This window comes from Oceanicola sp. 22II-s10i (assembly GCF_002210105.1).
GTDB lineage: Bacteria > Pseudomonadota > Alphaproteobacteria > Rhodobacterales > Rhodobacteraceae > Pseudooceanicola.
This window is the reverse complement of sequence record NZ_AQQU01000001.1, coordinates 638280-653589: the sequence shown is the minus strand read 5'-3', so window position 1 is coordinate 653589 and position 15310 is coordinate 638280. Positions and strand designations below refer to the sequence as shown.

The following is a 15310-nucleotide window of genomic DNA, read 5'->3' as shown; positions in this document are numbered from 1 at the left end:
GGACACTTCCGAGGAGACGAGACGATGAGCGAGCGGCCACAGCCGACGATCTACCCCGAAACGCAGTTCTACTGGGACGGGGCGAAAGAGGGCAAACTCCTGCTGAACGCCTGCACGCCCTGCGGCGGCAAGGCCTATTTCCCGCCGCGCCCGTTCTGCCCGACCTGCGGGTCGCGCGATGTCGCGGTGATCGAAGCGTCCGGCAAGGGGCGGCTCTATTCTTACATCATCAACCACCTGCCCGCGCCGGGCTATACGCCGCCGTTCACCGTGGCGGTCGTGATGCTGGACGAGGGCGTCAAGATGGTCGCCAACATCCTCGACTGCCCGGCCGAGCCCGAGGCGCTGACCCTCGACATGCCGCTCGAAGTCACCTTCGAGCAGCGCGGCGACATCGCCGTTCCCCAGTTCAAGCCCGCAGGAGGTGCCGCATGAGCCGCGCAAGTATCGCCATCGTCGGCGCCGCAGAAACCACCCGCATGGGCAAGGTGCCCGAGCTGAGCCAGACCGGCCTGCACGCCGATGCCGCGCTGAACGCGATGGCCGAGTGTGGCCTGACGCCCGCCGACATCGACGGCGTGGCGACCGGCGGCCATGACGTCGCCGAGATCATCCAGTACCTCGGCATCACGCCCACATGGTATGACGGCACCTCGGTCGGCGGCTGTTCCTTCATCACGCTGGTCCGCCACGCGGCGGCCGCCATCGAAACCGGTCTGTGCAAGACCGTGCTGATCACGCATGGGGAAAGCGGGCGATCGAACAACCGCAACCACCGCCCGATCTTCCCGTCCATGCAGCAGCAGGAATTCGAATCCATCTATGGCCCCCTGTTCCCGCCTTCCCGCTTCACACTCCCGGTGATGCGGAAAATGAAGGACGACGGTCTGACCGAGGAACAGCTGGCCATGGTCGCCGTGGTGCAGCGAGAGTGGGCCTCCCACCACCCTCGCGCCACCATGCGCGATCCCATCACCGTCGACGATGTCCTGAACTCCAAGATGATCGCCTACCCGTTCCGCCTGATGATGTGCTGCCTCGTCAGCGACGGCGGCGGCGCGCTGATCCTGACCAGCGCCGACCGCGCCAAGGACTTCCCGACCAAACCGGTCTACCTGCGCGGCATGGGCGGCGAGAGCGCCGAGGGTCCGATGATCAGCCAGATGGAGAGCTTCTCCTCGTCCAAGGCGTTCCGGGTGTCCGGCAAGATGGCCTTCGACAACGCGGGAATCAGCCATTCCGACGTGGATCACCTGATGATCTACGATGCCTTCGCGCATCTGCCGATCTACGGTCTGGAAGACCTCGGCTTCGTCAAGCCGGGCGAGGGCGGCGCCTTCATCGCCGAGGGCAACACCCGCCCCGGTGGCAAGCTGCCGCTCAACACGAACGGCGGCGGACTCAGCTACATGCATTCGGGCATGTATGGTATGTATGCGCTTCAGGAAGGCGTCCGGCAGATGCGCGGTGTCTCGCCCGCGCAGGTCGAGGGTGCCAAGCTGTCGGTCGTCCACGGTGTGGGCGGCATGTTCAGCGCCGCGGCCACCGTGGTCATGACGACGGAGGATCAGTGGTGACCACTTTCGCGGGCAAGACCGTTTTCGTCTCGGGCGGGACGAGCGGCATCAACCTGGGCATCGCCCGGCATTTCGCGGGGGAGGGGGCGAAGGTCTTTGTCATCTCCCGCGATCCGAACAAGGTCGGCGCTGCGGTCGAGGAACTGCGCGCCCTCGGGGCCGAGGCGGACGGCATGTCCGCCGACGTGCGGCACTACGACCAGGTCGAGGCGGCGCTGGCCGACTGCGCAGCGAAGTTCGGTCAGATCGACATCCTCGTTTCCGGTGCGGCGGGCAACTTCCTCGCCCGTGCGGAAAAGATCAGCTCCAACGGCTTCCGCGCCGTGATGGAGATCGACGTGCTGGGCACCCACCACGTCATGCACGCGGCCTTTCCGCACCTGAAAAAGCCGGGCGCGGTCGTGTTCAACATCTCGGCCCCGCAGGGCAGCGTGGCGATGGTCGGCCAGAGCCACGTCTGCGCGGCCAAGGCGGGCATCGATATGCTCACCCGCTCGCTCGCGCTGGAATGGGGGCCACTCGGCATCCGCGTGAACTCCGTCTCGCCGGGCCCGATCGCGGACACCGAGGGGCAGAAGCGGCTGGTGCCGGATCCCAAGGCCGTCGAGGAGCGGGTCAATTCGATCCCGCTGAAACGGATGGGCACGCTGGACGACGTGTCCGAGCTGGTGTCCTTCCTCGCCTCCGACAAGGCAAGCTACATCACCGGCGCGGTGATCCCGGTGGACGGCGGCACGACGCTGAACCCGACGCCGACGCGCATGGCGCAGTTCCTCGATGGCTGAGGGCGCGCTGGCGGGCCTCCGCGTCCTGGACCTCACCGATCATCGCGGCATCCTTGCCGGTCGCATGATGGCCCTGATGGGCGCGGACGTGCTGGCCGTTGAACCCCAAGGGGGCAACGCCGCGCGGCGTCAGGCGCCCTTCGACGCCGATGGCGCATCACTCTACTGGCAGACATACGGCAACGGACGGCGTTCGCTGATCCTCGACCGCGAGGCAGAGGCCGAGCGCCTGATGGCGCTGGTCGCGCAGGCGGACGTGGTGTTGGAAAGCGGAACGCCGGGGAAGGACGCTTTCCTCGACACCGACGCGCTGCTGGCGCGGAACCCGGCGGTGATCCATGCGATCATCACGCCCTTCGGCCTGACCGGGCCCAAGGCGGGCAACGCGGCGACCGACCTGACCATCTGGGCCGCCGGCGGGCCGTTGAACCCGACCGAGAACCAGGCCGGCGTTCCGACCCGGCTGACCCTGCCGCAGGCATGGCACCATGCGGCGGCGGATGCGCTGTGCGGCGTGATGGTCGCGCTCGAGGCGCGGCGGCGTGGCGGGCGCGGACAGCAGGTCGTGACCAGCGCGCAGGCCTCGGCCACCCAGTGCACGCTCAGCCTGTCGATGGCGACGGTGATCGGGCATCCGAACTACGTCTTCCGGGCCGAGGTGAAGTCGAAAAAGAAAAAGGAACTGGACCTCTCCGGCTCCGGTTCGCGGACTCAGCGGTCCAAGTGGCCGGTGCGCGACGGCATGGTCGAGATGCACCTCGCCCTCGGCCCCGCGGCGGGTCGGTTCACCAACAACCTGTTCAAGATGCTGGGCGACATGGGTGTCGTGTCGCAGAAGTTCGTCGACTGGGACTGGATCACCCTGCCGCCCAAGATCGAGAACGACGAGGTCAGCGAAGAGGAAATGGAACAGGCCCGGACCGAAGTCGCGGCCTTTTTCGCGGGCATCACCAAGCGCGAGGCGGTCGACCTGGCACTCAAGCACCGGCTGATGCTGGCGCCGATCATGGATGCTGGCGACCTGCTGGACAGCCCCCACGCCAAGGCGCGCGACTTCTTCCACAAGATCGGCGCGCTGACGCTGCCGGGCAAGATCGCCATCGGCTTTGACGAAGGCTTTACCGTGCCGCGTCCCGCGCCCGCACCGGGCGAGGACGGCGCGGAAGCCGAGGCGGAGTGGCTGGCCGGTCGCGGCGCGGTGCCCTTCGCCCCCGCCGCCGTGCCGGCAGAGGTCGCGCGGCCGCTGGACCAGATCACCATCCTCGACCTGTCGTGGGTCGTCGCCGGACCGATGATCGGCCGCAACATGGCGGATTTCGGGGCCAGGGTGATCCGCGTGGAAAGCGCGAAAAAGCCGGAGGTCGCCCGCCTGACCGGCCCGTTCCCCGAAGGCGTGCGCGACCTGAACCGGTCGGGTCTCTACGAGACCTGCAACGCCGGGAAACTCGGCCTCGCGCTCGACATGGGGCATGACGAGGCCAAGGCGATCATCCTAGATCTGGCCGCCAAGGTGGACGTCATCGTCGAGAGCTTCGCGCCGGGCCAGATGGACCGCTGGGGGCTGGGCTACGACGCGCTGTCGGCGAACAATCCCGGTCTGGTGATGGTGTCGACCTCGCTCATGGGCCAGTCCGGCCCGTGGTCGTCGCTGGCGGGCTTCGGCAACATCGGCGCGGCCATGTCTGGGCTGCAGATCCTCGCGGGCCGCGAAGGGGCGGACCCGGTGGGGCCCTATGGCCCCTACACCGACTTCGTCGCCCCACGCCTGGCCCTGCCGGTGCTGCTGGCGGCGCTGGAGGACCGGCGCAAGACGGGCCGTGGCCGCAAGCTGGACATCAGCCAGGCCGAGGCGGGGATGCAGTTCATCGCCGAAGCCTTTGCGCAGGCCTCGGCCACCGGCAAGGCGCCTGTGGCCATGGGCAACCGCGATCCGCAGATGGCGCCGAACGAGGTCTACCGCTGCGCCGCACCCGAGGGCGAAACCGCATGGGTGGCGATCAGCGTGACATCCGATGCCGCATGGTCCGCTCTGGTCGAGGTCACAGGGGTGTCGGCGCTGGCCGATCCGGCCTTCGCCACGCTCGAAGGCCGGAAGGCACGCGAGACGGAAATCGACATGGCGCTGTCCGCGTGGTGTGCGGGCCGTAACGCGGGTGAGATCGAGGCCGCACTGCAGGCCGCAGGTGTCGCCGCTGCCGTTGCCGCCACGCCCAACGATCTCGCCGCCGATCCGCAACTGGCCGCGATCGGGCATTTCCGGACGCAGCCCCGCTGGGACGGCACGCCGGCCCACCACGAGGCCTGCCGGTTCCGCATGTCGCTGACCCCCGCGCATGTCGATCGCGCCGCGCCCCAGTACGGGCGGGACACGGACATGGTGCTGACGGACTGGCTGGGGATGGACCCGGACCGGATCGCGGAATTGCGAGAGGCCGGGATCCTCACCTGAGACAACGCGCCCGTCCCGAAAGGGGCGGGCGCTTTCGGTTCACTTGAAGTCGAACCGGGGCGGCTGCTTGTTCGTGAAGCGGTCGATCGCGTCCTTGTGGTAGGCGCTGGACAGGCAGATCGCCTGCGCGGTCGCTTCCATGTCCAGCAGCGTGTCGCTGTCGGTTTCCAGCGCACGGGCCGAGATCGACTTTGTCAGCGCGAAGGCCGTGCGCGAGGTGCCGCACATCATCTGCGCCATCTCCTGCGCACGGGGCAGCAGGGCCTCGGGCTCCGTTACTTCCATGCAGATGCCGATGCGCTGTGCCTCTTCCGCGTGGACGGTGCGGCCGGTGTAGAACATTTCGCGCGCCCGTTGCAGGCCGACCATGCGGGGCAGCGAGTAGAAGAGGTTCCCGTCCGGCACCGCGCCGACCTTGCAGAAGGACGCGTTGAACGACGCCCGAGTGGAGGCGAGGATGATGTCCCCCGTCAGCGCCAGCCCCAGACCCGCGCCATAGGCGGGGCCGTCGACCGCGACGATCACCGGGATCGGCAGGTCGCGCAGCAGCTTCAGCCAGCCGTGCAGGCCCTTCATCCGGGGAGTGAAATCCTCGGCCCCGGTGACGAGGCCCGCCTTGTGATCGGCCAGCATCTTTTTCAGATCGCCACCCGCGCAGAAGACGCCGTCGGACCCGGTCAGGATGACCGCCTGCGCCTCGGTGTCGGTGGTCAGGTCCCGCACGGTTTCCTCCAGCGCCGCCTTCAACTTCACGGAGAAGGCGTTGCGGGATTTCGATTCCATCATCTCGATCTGGACGACACTGCCGTCACGGGTGATCCTCAGTGGCTCGGTCATGCGGCGTCTCCCTTGTTGCGCGCGGCCAGAACCTGCGCGCGGATCGTGCTCTTTTCGATCTTGTTGGTGGCGGAAAGGGGCAGAGCGCCCTCCCAGAACGTCACCCCGCGCGGCGCCTTGTAGTCCGCGATCTTCGCCCGGCAGAAGGCGATCAGCTCGGCCTCGGTAACGGACTTGCCGGGGTGCAGGGCGACGGCAGCATAGACCATCTCGCCCCATTTCTCGTGCGGGACGCCGATCACGGCGGCCTGCGCCACGGCCGGATGCTTGCAGAGCGCGTTCTCGGTCTCGATCGGATATACGTTCTCGCCGCCCGAGATGATCATTTCCTTGGTGCGCCCGGCCAGCGTCAGGTAGCCGTCCGCGTCCAGCACCCCGGCGTCGCCGGTGTGGTAGAAGCCGCCGCGCAGCGCCTGCGCGGTTTCCTCGGGACGGTTCCAGTAGCCGTTCATCACCTGCGGCCCGCGCACGATGATCTCGCCCGGCTGGCCCTGCGGGACAGGCTGGTCGTTCTCATCCACGATGCGCAGGTCGACATAGATGACCGGTTTCCCGACCGAACCGAGCTTGCCGATCATCGGGTTGCCGGGGACATGGTCGGCGGGGGTCAGGACGGTCAGCACCGGCGAGGTTTCCGTCATGCCGTAGCCCTGGCAGAAGGTGACGCCTGGGATCGCCTCCAGCGCCTGTTCCATCAGCGCGATCGGCATCGGTGCGGCACCGTATGTCAGGCAGCGGATGGAGGAGAAGTCGAATTCCGCGAACTTCGGATGGTCGAGGATCATGCGCAGCATAGTCGGCACAAGCGTCATGGTGGTGATCCGCTGCGCCTCGATGATCCGCATCGTCGCCTCGACCTCGAAGCGTTCCTGGATCACCATCGTCGTGCCATAGGCCACGGCGGTGTAGACACGGCTGCCGGTGCCGAGGTGGAACAGCGGGCCGGACAGCAGCAGAACGTCGGTCTGGACGTAGCCATAAAGGTGCCCCGACCCGGTGGCGTTGGCCAGCAGGTTGGAATGCGACAGCATCACCCCCTTGGGCTGACCGGTGGTGCCCGAGGTGTAGAAGATGATCATCGTGTCGTCGGACCGGCTGGCCATGTGGTCGAAGGCATCGTTCGGCACCGTCCCCGCCGCCGTGGCGAGGTCATCGTAGTAGAGCGTGCCCTCGGGCATCCCGTCCGGCACGCCGTCCCAGTCGGCAAAGACCAGATGCTTGAGCGACGGGCAGCGCGCCAGCAGCGCGGCGCCGCGGTCGGGGAAGTGGCGGTCGACGATCAGCACCTCGGGGGTGCAGTCGGCGATCAGGTCGGCCATTTCGTCCTCGGACAGGCGGTAGTTGATCGGAACCGAGATCGCGCCGATGGCACAGGGGGCGTAGTACATCTCGACCAGCCAGTGCGAGTTGTGGCCGAGGTAGGCGACCCGGTCGCCCACCCCGACGCCCAATCCGGTCAGTGCCTGACCCATGCCGTGGATGCGGTCGCGGAATTGCGTCCAGGTGAAATCGCGGCCCTCGAAATGGGTCGCGATCTTGTCCGGTGTCAGGAAGGCATATTTCCGGACGAGGTCCGGGTAGCGGATCATTTCGACCCTCCGAGGACCGCGCGTCCGATGATCTCGCGCATGATCTCGCCGGTGCCGCCCGCGATCCGTCCGACCCGCGCATCGGCCCAGGCCCGCGCGATCGGGTATTCCCACATGTAACCGTAGCCGCCGAACATCTGCAGCATGTCGTCCAGACATTTGCACAGGGTTTCCGAGGTCAGCATCTTGCCCATGGCCGCATCCACCGCGTCAAGCTCGCCCGCGACATGCATCTCGAGGCACTTGTCGGTGAACACCCGCATCAGCACCGCCTGCGCCTTGATCTCGGCCAGACGGAAGCGTGTGTTCTGGAAATCGCCGATGGTCTGGCCGAATGCGCGGCGGCCGGTGACATGCTCGACCGTCCATTCCAGCGCGGCCTCCAGCGCCGAGGCGGAGCGGACGCACTGGATCAGGCGTTCCTGCGGCAGCTGTTCCATCAGCTGGTAGAAGCCGCGACCCTCGCCGCCGATCAGGTTGGTGGCAGGCACGCGCACGTTGTCGAAGAACAGCTCGGCGGTGTCCTGCGCCTTCCAGCCCACCTTATCCAGCAGCTTGTTCCCCTTGCGGAATCCGGGCGTGTCGGCGGGGACGAGGATCAGCGACGTGCCCTTTGCGCCTTTCGACGGGTCGGTCTTGCAGGCCAGCACGAGGATGTCGCAATTGCCGCCGTTGGTGATGAACACCTTCTGCCCGTTGATGACGAAGTCGTCGCCGTCACGCACCGCGGTGGTCTTGATTCCCTGCACGTCGGACCCTGCGGCCGGTTCCGTCATGGCGATCGCGCCGATCGCCTCGCCCGCCGCCATCTTGGGCAGCCACTCGGCTTTCAGCTCGTCGCTGGCATAGTGCAGGATGTAGGGCGCGACGATGTCCGAATGTAGCACGAAGCCCGGCCCCATGGCCCCGGCGCGGGCCAGTTCTTCCATGACGATCATCGAGAACAGGAAATCCGCGCCCGCCCCGCCGTATTCCTCGGGCATCGCGGCGCAGAGCAGGCCGTTCTCGCCCGCCTTCTTCCACGCCTCACGGCTGACACGGCCGTCCTTTTCCCATTCGGCGTGATGGGGGGTGATTTCCTCGGCCACGAAACGGCGGACCTGATCGCGGAACAGCTCGTGATCCTCGGTGAAAATGGTGCGCTTGAACATGCGGTGCTCCTCCCTGATCGGCCCGGTTTTCAGGCTTGTTCTTATTTAGCTTGCAATTAATTATCAAGCTAATTAGACCGGGGCCCAATCACTACGGAGGAGATCCAGACATGTTGGACGGCAAGGCAGTCATCGTCACCGGCGCGGGCCGGGGCATCGGTCGCGACATCGCTCTCATGATGGCGTCGCGCGGGGCGAAAGTTATCGTGAACGACCTCGGCGGCGCGGCAGACGGGGCAGGCGCGGACGCGACCCCGGCACAGGAAGTCGTGGACGAGATCAAGGCGGCGGGTGGCGAAGCGGTCGCCAACTTCGGCAACGTGGCCAAGCACGAGGACGCCAAGGCGATGTACGAACAGTCCATGGACGTGTTCGGCACCATCGACGTCGTCGTCAACAACGCGGGCATCCTGCGCGACGTGATCTTCCACAAGATGACCGAATCCGACTGGGACAGCGTCATCGCCGTGCACCTCAAGGGCAGCTTCAACATGGCGCATGCCGTGGCCGCCCAGTTCAAGATGCAGGCCTCCGGCTGCTTCATCAACTTCACCTCGACCTCCGGCCTGATCGGCAACTTCGGGCAGGCGAACTATTCGGCGGCCAAGATGGGCATCGTCGGCCTGTCCAAGTCGCTGGCGCTCGACATGGCACGCTTCAACGTGCGGTCGAACTGCATCGCACCCTTCGCCTGGTCGCGCCTGATCGGCACCATCCCTGCCAAGACCGAGGCCGAGAAGGCCCGCGTCGAACGGATCAAGGAAATGACCCCGGCCAAGATCGCACCGCTCTGCGTGGCGCTGGCGGATCCGACCTGCGACGTGACCGGCCAGATCTTCGGCGTGCGCAACAACGAGATCTTTCTGTTCAGCCAGCCGCGCCCGATCCGTTCCGCGCACCGGTCCGAAGGCTGGACCCCGGAGACCGTGAAAGAGCACGCGCTGCCGGCTATGAAGTCCGACTTCTACGCGCTCGAGCGGTCCGGCGACATCTTCACCTGGGATCCGGTCTGAGGTCGTTCGGTCGGGACTTGGCACGGACCACCTGAACGGCTTAGGCTGACCTACCGTTCAGGAACAACCGCGAAAAGGACGCCACGTCGTGACAGAGGCCATCAAGGAAAAGACGATGCGCATGTCTCTGGGAGAGGACAACAATCCGATCTATCAGGACATCGCGCGGTTCCGGGCCATCCTGTTCGACCAGATCCTCAAGCCCCATGACATGACCATGTCGCAGGGCTGGGTGCTGGTGCATCTGGTGCGGGAAAACGGCCTGCGGCAGTCCGATCTGGCCGACCGGCTGGAGGTGGCGACCGTGACCACCTCCAAGCTGATCGACCGGCTGGAGGCGCGCGGTTACGTGGAGCGTCGGACGGACCCGGAAGATCGCCGGTCCAACCGCGTCTACGCCACGCCGCAGGCCAAGGACATCGTCAAGATCATGACCAAGACGATCCTCGACGTCGATGCCATCGCGAACGAGGGAATCGACGCAAGGGAACTGGCCGCGACGCTCAAGGTGCTGGCCCGGATGCGACGGAACCTCAAGGACGCGCTGCACAAGCGCTGACCTCTTGCCGGGCGCCGTTCCGCGCCCGGTCTCCTAGACTTACGACAGGCGCGGCAATGCGCCGGACAAGGACGCAAGATGCCCCATGACGCATCCGCGCCCCCGCTCGCGGGGCTGCGCATCATCGAGTTCGCCGGGATCGGACCGGGCCCCTTCGCCGGCATGATGCTGGCCGACATGGGCGCCGAGGTCATCCGCGTCGAGCGCCCCGGCGCCACCTCGCCGACCGCGCAGGGCGGGGCCGATCTGGACTTCATGCTGCGCGGGCGCAAGTCGCTGGCGCTGAACCTCAAGGCGCCCGGCGCCGTGGAACTGGCGCTGCGCCTGATCGACAGCGCCGACGGGCTGATCGAAGGCTTCCGCCCCGGCGTGATGGAACGCCTCGGGCTGGGGCCGGACGTCTGCCTGGGCCGCAATCAGAAGCTGGTCTATGGCCGGATGACCGGCTGGGGCCAGTCCGGGCCGATCGCCCACACCGCCGGCCATGACCTGAACTACATCGCGCTGTCCGGTGCCCTGTGGGCCACGGGCGAGGCCGGGCACAAGCCGTCTTTCCCATTGAACCTGCTGGGCGATTTCGGCGGCGGCGGCATGTATCTGGCCTTTGGCATGGTGACTGGGCTGCTCAAGGCCGCGCGCACCGGACACGGGGACGTGGTGGACGCGGCCATCGTGGACGGCACGGCCAGCCTGATGACGATGATCTATTCCCGCCGTGCCATGGGTGTCTGGCGTGACGAACGTCAGGCCAATGCGCTGGACGGCGGCGTGCCGTGGTATGGCGTCTACGAATGCGCGGACGGCGGCTGGATCACCATCGGTTCGCTCGAACCGCAGTTCTGGGCCGTCCTGCTGGACAAGCTGGGCCTGACCGAGGCCGAGATCGGCGACCGCAAGGACCGGGCGACCTGGCCCGCGATGCGCGACAGGTTCACGCAGATCTTCCTGTCGCAGCCGCGCGATCACTGGGTCGACCTGCTGCAGGACACCGACACCTGCTTCGCACCGGTACTCAGCCCGGCCGAGGCCGCGTCGCATCCACACAATCGCGCGCGCGGCATCTTTGCCGAGGGCCCGGTCCAGCCGATGCCCGCGCCCCGCTTTGCCGCATCGCAGACCCCGCTGCCGCCCAAGCCCCCGGCCCCCGGTGCGGACACCCGCGCCGTGCTGCAAAGCGCCGGCTTTGCGGCCGACGAAATCGAGACGCTCTTCAAGGATGGCGCGGTGTCCTGACGGCACCGCAGGCGAGGGAGGATTTGCCATGACCATGCCGACCCAGTTCAAGAACCTGACCCTGCCGCTGATCGGCAGCCCCCTGTTCATCATCTCGACCCCCGCGCTGGTCACCGCCCAGTGCAAGGCCGGTGTGGTGGGCAGCTTTCCGGCGCTGAACGCGCGGGAAAAGGACGGGCAGTCGCTGGACGAATGGCTGTCGCGGATCAAGGACGACCTTGCCGCCTATGACGAGGCCAATCCCGACAAGCCCTCGGCCCCCTTCGCGGTGAACCAGATCGTCCACCGGTCGAACGCCCGGCTGGAAAAGGACGTGGAGCTTTGCGTCAAGCACAAGGTGCCGGTCTGGATCACATCGCTCGGCGCGCAGGAGTGGGTCTACGAGGCGGCGCATTCCGTCGGCGCGGTGGTTCTGCATGACGTCATCAACAACCGCTTTGCCCACAAGGCCATCGAGAAGGGCGCGGATGGCCTGATCGCCGTTGCGGCGGGCGCGGGCGGCCATGCCGGCGCGCAGTCGCCGCTGGCCCTGATCCAGGAGATCCGCGACTGGTTCGACGGCCCGCTGTTCCTGTCGGGCGCCATCGCCAAGGGCGACTCGATCCTCGCCGCGCTCGCCATGGGGGCGGATGGCGGCTATGCCGGGACCGCGTTCATCGCGACCGAGGAGGCGAACGCCGTCGAGGGTTACAAGCAGATGATCACCGCCCACGGGGCCGAGGACATCGTCTATTCCAACCTCTTCACTGGCGTCTGGGGCAACTACCTGAAGCCCTCGATCGCCGCTGCCGGGATGGATCCGGATGCGCTGGAAATCTCGGATCCCAGCAAGATGAACTTTGCCGAGAACCGCGAGAAACCCAAGAGCTGGAAGGAGATCTGGGGATCCGGCCAGGGAATCGGTGCGATCCGCGAAACGGTGCCGACCGCCGAGCTGGTGGCGCGGCTGAAACGCGAATTCGACGCCGCACGCGCACGCCTGAAAGCCACGCTCGACGCCGCCTGACGCCGCGCAAACCCGCCGGGGCACGAAACGCACTGTTATTTAGTTTGCTTGGTTACTATCATCCTGCTATGCAAATATGGAAAAGACACGGGCTGTGATCCCGGTCGTTCAAGGGAGGAACCGAATGAAATCCATCACGAAAACCCTGCTTGCCGCTGCATCCGTTTCGGTGCTGGCGATGGCCGCGAACGCACAGACCGTGCTGATCGCCAACGAGCCGGGGCCGAACCGCGGCGTCCGCGCCGAGGCCGTCACCTATATCGCCGAGCAGATCGCAGAGCGCACCAACGGCGACGTGACCGTCGAGCAGAACTGGGGGGGCGCGCTGTTCAAGACGAACGCGGCGCTTGAATCGATCGGCCTCGGCGTGGCCGACATGGGCGTGATCATCGGCGCTTACGCGCAGTCCGAATTCCCCGAACTCCAGATGGCCGGCCTTCAGCTCAAGTCCGCGCATCCGTGGGTCATGATGCAGGCGGTGTACGAACTCTTCACCACCAACGAGCACATGCAGGCGCGGTTCGACGAGCTGAACCTCGAATACATCTCGACCTTCTCGCTGTCGCCGGGGATCCTCGCCTGTTCCGGTGAAGGCATCCGTTCGCTGGCCGACGTTCCCGGCAAGAAGATCGCACACACCGGCGCGTCGACTGACATCTTCGGCGATCTGGGCGGCAACCTCGTCGCAATGCCGATCTACGACGTCTACCAGGGCATGGAGACCGGTCTGGTCGAGTGCTCGGTCACCTACGCCTACTATGCCGTCGCCTCCAAGCTGAACGAGCTGGTCGACACCGTCACCGACATGCACTTCGGCAGCCTCGCCAGCCTCGGGACCTTCATCAACAAGGACACCTTCGAGTCCCTGTCGCCGGAGAACCAGGAAATCATCAAGCAGATCGGTCGCGACACGATGGACTTCTACGGCCAGCGTCTGGCCGAGGCGGACATCAAGGCGATGGAAACCCTGACCACCGGCGAAGACGCCGTGGACATGGTCGAACTGCCGGCCGAGGACTATGCCCGCATCGACGAACTGTTCGCGCCGTCCATCCAGAACTGGAAGAACGACGCATCCGCCGTCGGCACCGATGGCGACGCGCTGATCGCCGAGCTGATGCAGCTGATCGACAAGTGGACCGCTGTGATGGAACAGCAGGGTCTGCCCTGGGAACGCAGCTGAGTTCTGCCCGACCCCGGCGCGTCATCCGCGCCGGGGTCTCCCTTTTCCGAACATTCTGATCTGAACGGACTCCCCCATGAAACGCATCGAGCATGTCCTCGATACGGTGGCGGCGATTGCCATCGTTCTTCTCTGTCTCCTGATCTCGGCGAACATCGTCGCACGTGAAGTCATCAAGACCGGCGTGCCCGACATCATCGTCATGGTGCAGGAACTGATGGTCCCCGCGATCCTGTTTCCGCTGGCCGGCGCGACTGCCGCCCGCGCCCACATCGCGATTGAGGTGATCGCGAACCACTTTCCTGCCGCGCTGAACCGCTGGATCGCGGTGCTGGCCGCGCTGATCGGCGTCACGATCGCGACGGTGCTGCTGCTGGCCGGGTGGATGGAGTTCTGGAAGACTTTCAATTCGAACGCCCACTACGGCGGGGAATTCTTCTGGCCGAAATGGCCTGGCCGCGCGCTGTTCTTTGCCGCCATCGCTTTTTTCGAGATCCGACTGCTGCACGTGCTGTGGGTCGATCTCCGCGCTGCCGTCACCGGACGGCCGGCCCCCGAAACGCTCTGACCGGAAGGAACCGTCATGGACCTGGCTACCATCGGCTATGTCGCCTGCGCGACCGTTATCCTCCTTCTGGCGATCCGCGTGCCGATCTCCTTCGCCATCGGCGGCGTCGCCGTCGTCGCGATCTTCGTCGTCTTCGCGTTCCGCACCGGGACGTTCATGCCGGAACGCGCGTTCTGGACCACGCTGTCGCTGGCCTTCTCGTCCAGCTTCGACCTTGTCCACTCTTACGACCTGTCGATGATCCCACTGTTCATCGCGCTTGGTCACGTCGCCTACAAGGCTGGGATCACGACCGAGATCTATGCCGCCGCGCGCGTCTGGCTGGCCCGCCTGCCGGGCGGCGTCGCCATCGCATCGGTCGCAGGCTGCGGCGGCTTCTCGGCCATTTCCGGGTCGTCCATCGCCTGTGCCTCGACCATGGGCCGGATCTGCACGCCCGAGATGCTGCGCCTGAACTATGACCCGCGCCTCGCCACCGCCTCGGTCGCGGCGGGCGGCACGCTGGGGTCGCTGATCCCGCCGTCGGTGCTGTTCATCATCTACGGCATCTTCACCGAGAGCTCGATCAGCCAGCTGTTCATGGCCGGGTTCCTGCCCGGCATCCTGTCGCTGCTGGCCTATGCGCTGGTCATCGTGATGTGGGTCAAGCAGTCGCCCGAGATCGCGCCGGTCCCGGACGAGGTGTTCACCACCAAGCAGAAGCTCATGACGGCGCTTGGCGCGTGGCCCGCGGTGCTGCTGTTCGTTCTGGTTCTCGGCGGCATCTACGGCGGCATCTTCACCGCCACCGAAGCCGCGGCCCTGTCGCTGCTGTTCGCCACGATCCTCGGGATCGTGCGCGGCCGGATCAAGGTCACCGAGATCGTTCCGCTGATCCGCGAGACCATGACCACCACCGGCGCGATCTTCCTGATCGCCGCCTGTGCCAAGATCTTCGTCGCCCTGATCGCCCTGACCGGCCTGTCGAACAGCCTTGTCGGCCTGCTGAACAGCGCGGACATCAGCGCGGGCATGTTCATCGTGATGGTCTGCCTGATCTACCTCGTGCTCGGCATGTTCCTCGATCCCGTTGGCATCATGGTGCTGACGCTGCCGCTGATGATCCCGATGGTCGAAAACTACGACATGAACCTGATCTGGTTCGGCGTGGTCATCGTGAAGCTGCTCGAGATCGGCCTGATCACCCCGCCCGTCGGCCTGAACGTGTTCGTTCTGGCTTCGGTGCTGGAGGACAAGGTCGAAATCGGCAAGATCTTCTCCGGCCTCTGGCGTTTCCTCGGGATTGACCTGATCGTGCTGGCACTGCTGATCCTGATCCCCTCGATCTCGCTCTTCCTGCCAATGTCGATGTACTGAGACC

Annotated in this window: 14 protein-coding genes; 11 read left to right on the top strand and 3 right to left on the bottom strand. The window is 66.1% G+C overall.

What is annotated here, in order from left to right; translation table 11 throughout:
- Nucleotides 1-24: 24 nt before the first annotated feature.
- The 4 genes from ATO6_RS03290 to ATO6_RS24970 are packed head-to-tail and all read left to right on the top strand — an operon-like array spanning nt 25 to nt 4811.
- Nucleotides 25-435 (top strand): Zn-ribbon domain-containing OB-fold protein, encoded by a 411-nt coding sequence (locus ATO6_RS03290; RefSeq protein WP_088622499.1) that lies wholly within the window; start codon nt 25-27, stop codon nt 433-435.
- Complete coding sequence (locus ATO6_RS03285) at nt 432-1577, top strand: thiolase (RefSeq protein WP_088622498.1); 1146 nt, start codon at nt 432-434, stop codon at nt 1575-1577. Before ATO6_RS03290 ends, ATO6_RS03285 begins: the two co-directional genes overlap by 4 nt.
- On the top strand, nt 1574-2362 hold the full coding sequence (locus ATO6_RS03280) for an SDR family oxidoreductase (protein WP_254919055.1): 789 nt from the start codon (nt 1574-1576) through the stop codon (nt 2360-2362). Before ATO6_RS03285 ends, ATO6_RS03280 begins: the two co-directional genes overlap by 4 nt.
- Nucleotides 2355-4811: a CoA transferase gene (locus ATO6_RS24970; protein WP_088622496.1), complete on the top strand. Its 2457-nt coding sequence runs from the start codon at nt 2355-2357 to the stop codon at nt 4809-4811. The genes ATO6_RS03280 and ATO6_RS24970 overlap by 8 nt, the downstream gene beginning before the upstream one ends.
- 39 nt (nt 4812-4850) lie before the next feature.
- Here ATO6_RS24970 and ATO6_RS03270 read toward each other — a convergent pair whose 3' ends face one another.
- From ATO6_RS03270 to ATO6_RS03260, 3 genes are read right to left on the bottom strand one after another with little or no spacing between them, the layout of a single operon-like run.
- A complete protein-coding gene (locus ATO6_RS03270) occupies nt 4851-5648 on the bottom strand; it encodes an enoyl-CoA hydratase/isomerase family protein (protein WP_088622495.1) in 798 nt (265 codons plus the stop codon).
- Nucleotides 5645-7237, bottom strand: a complete 1593-nt coding sequence (locus ATO6_RS03265; protein WP_088622494.1) for a long-chain-fatty-acid--CoA ligase — start codon at nt 7235-7237, stop codon at nt 5645-5647. The genes ATO6_RS03270 and ATO6_RS03265 overlap by 4 nt, the downstream gene beginning before the upstream one ends.
- Nucleotides 7234-8388: an acyl-CoA dehydrogenase family protein gene (locus ATO6_RS03260; RefSeq protein WP_088622493.1), complete on the bottom strand. Its 1155-nt coding sequence runs from the start codon at nt 8386-8388 to the stop codon at nt 7234-7236. The genes ATO6_RS03265 and ATO6_RS03260 overlap by 4 nt, the downstream gene beginning before the upstream one ends.
- A gap of 110 nt (nt 8389-8498) precedes the next feature.
- Between ATO6_RS03260 and ATO6_RS03255 the strand changes: the two genes are divergently transcribed.
- The 7 genes from ATO6_RS03255 (at nt 8499) to ATO6_RS03225 (ending at nt 15306) form a co-directional block, all read left to right on the top strand.
- Nucleotides 8499-9401 (top strand): SDR family NAD(P)-dependent oxidoreductase, encoded by a 903-nt coding sequence (locus tag ATO6_RS03255; RefSeq protein WP_088622492.1) that lies wholly within the window; start codon nt 8499-8501, stop codon nt 9399-9401.
- Nucleotides 9402-9489: 88 nt separating this feature from the next.
- Nucleotides 9490-9960 (top strand): MarR family winged helix-turn-helix transcriptional regulator, encoded by a 471-nt coding sequence (locus tag ATO6_RS03250; RefSeq protein WP_254919054.1) that lies wholly within the window; start codon nt 9490-9492, stop codon nt 9958-9960.
- Nucleotides 9961-10038: 78 nt separating this feature from the next.
- Complete coding sequence (locus tag ATO6_RS03245; protein ID WP_088622491.1) at nt 10039-11193, top strand: CaiB/BaiF CoA-transferase family protein; 1155 nt, start codon at nt 10039-10041, stop codon at nt 11191-11193.
- A 28-nt stretch (nt 11194-11221) separates the two neighbouring features.
- Nucleotides 11222-12199: a nitronate monooxygenase family protein gene (locus ATO6_RS03240; protein WP_088622490.1), complete on the top strand. Its 978-nt coding sequence runs from the start codon at nt 11222-11224 to the stop codon at nt 12197-12199.
- Nucleotides 12200-12323: 124 nt separating this feature from the next.
- Complete coding sequence (locus ATO6_RS03235) at nt 12324-13382, top strand: C4-dicarboxylate TRAP transporter substrate-binding protein (RefSeq protein ID WP_176440807.1); 1059 nt, start codon at nt 12324-12326, stop codon at nt 13380-13382.
- 76 nt (nt 13383-13458) lie between these two features.
- A complete protein-coding gene (locus ATO6_RS03230; protein WP_088622488.1) occupies nt 13459-13950 on the top strand; it encodes a TRAP transporter small permease in 492 nt (163 codons plus the stop codon).
- 15 nt (nt 13951-13965) lie between these two features.
- Complete coding sequence (locus ATO6_RS03225) at nt 13966-15306, top strand: TRAP transporter large permease (RefSeq protein ID WP_088622487.1); 1341 nt, start codon at nt 13966-13968, stop codon at nt 15304-15306.
- Nucleotides 15307-15310: the final 4 nt, after the last annotated feature.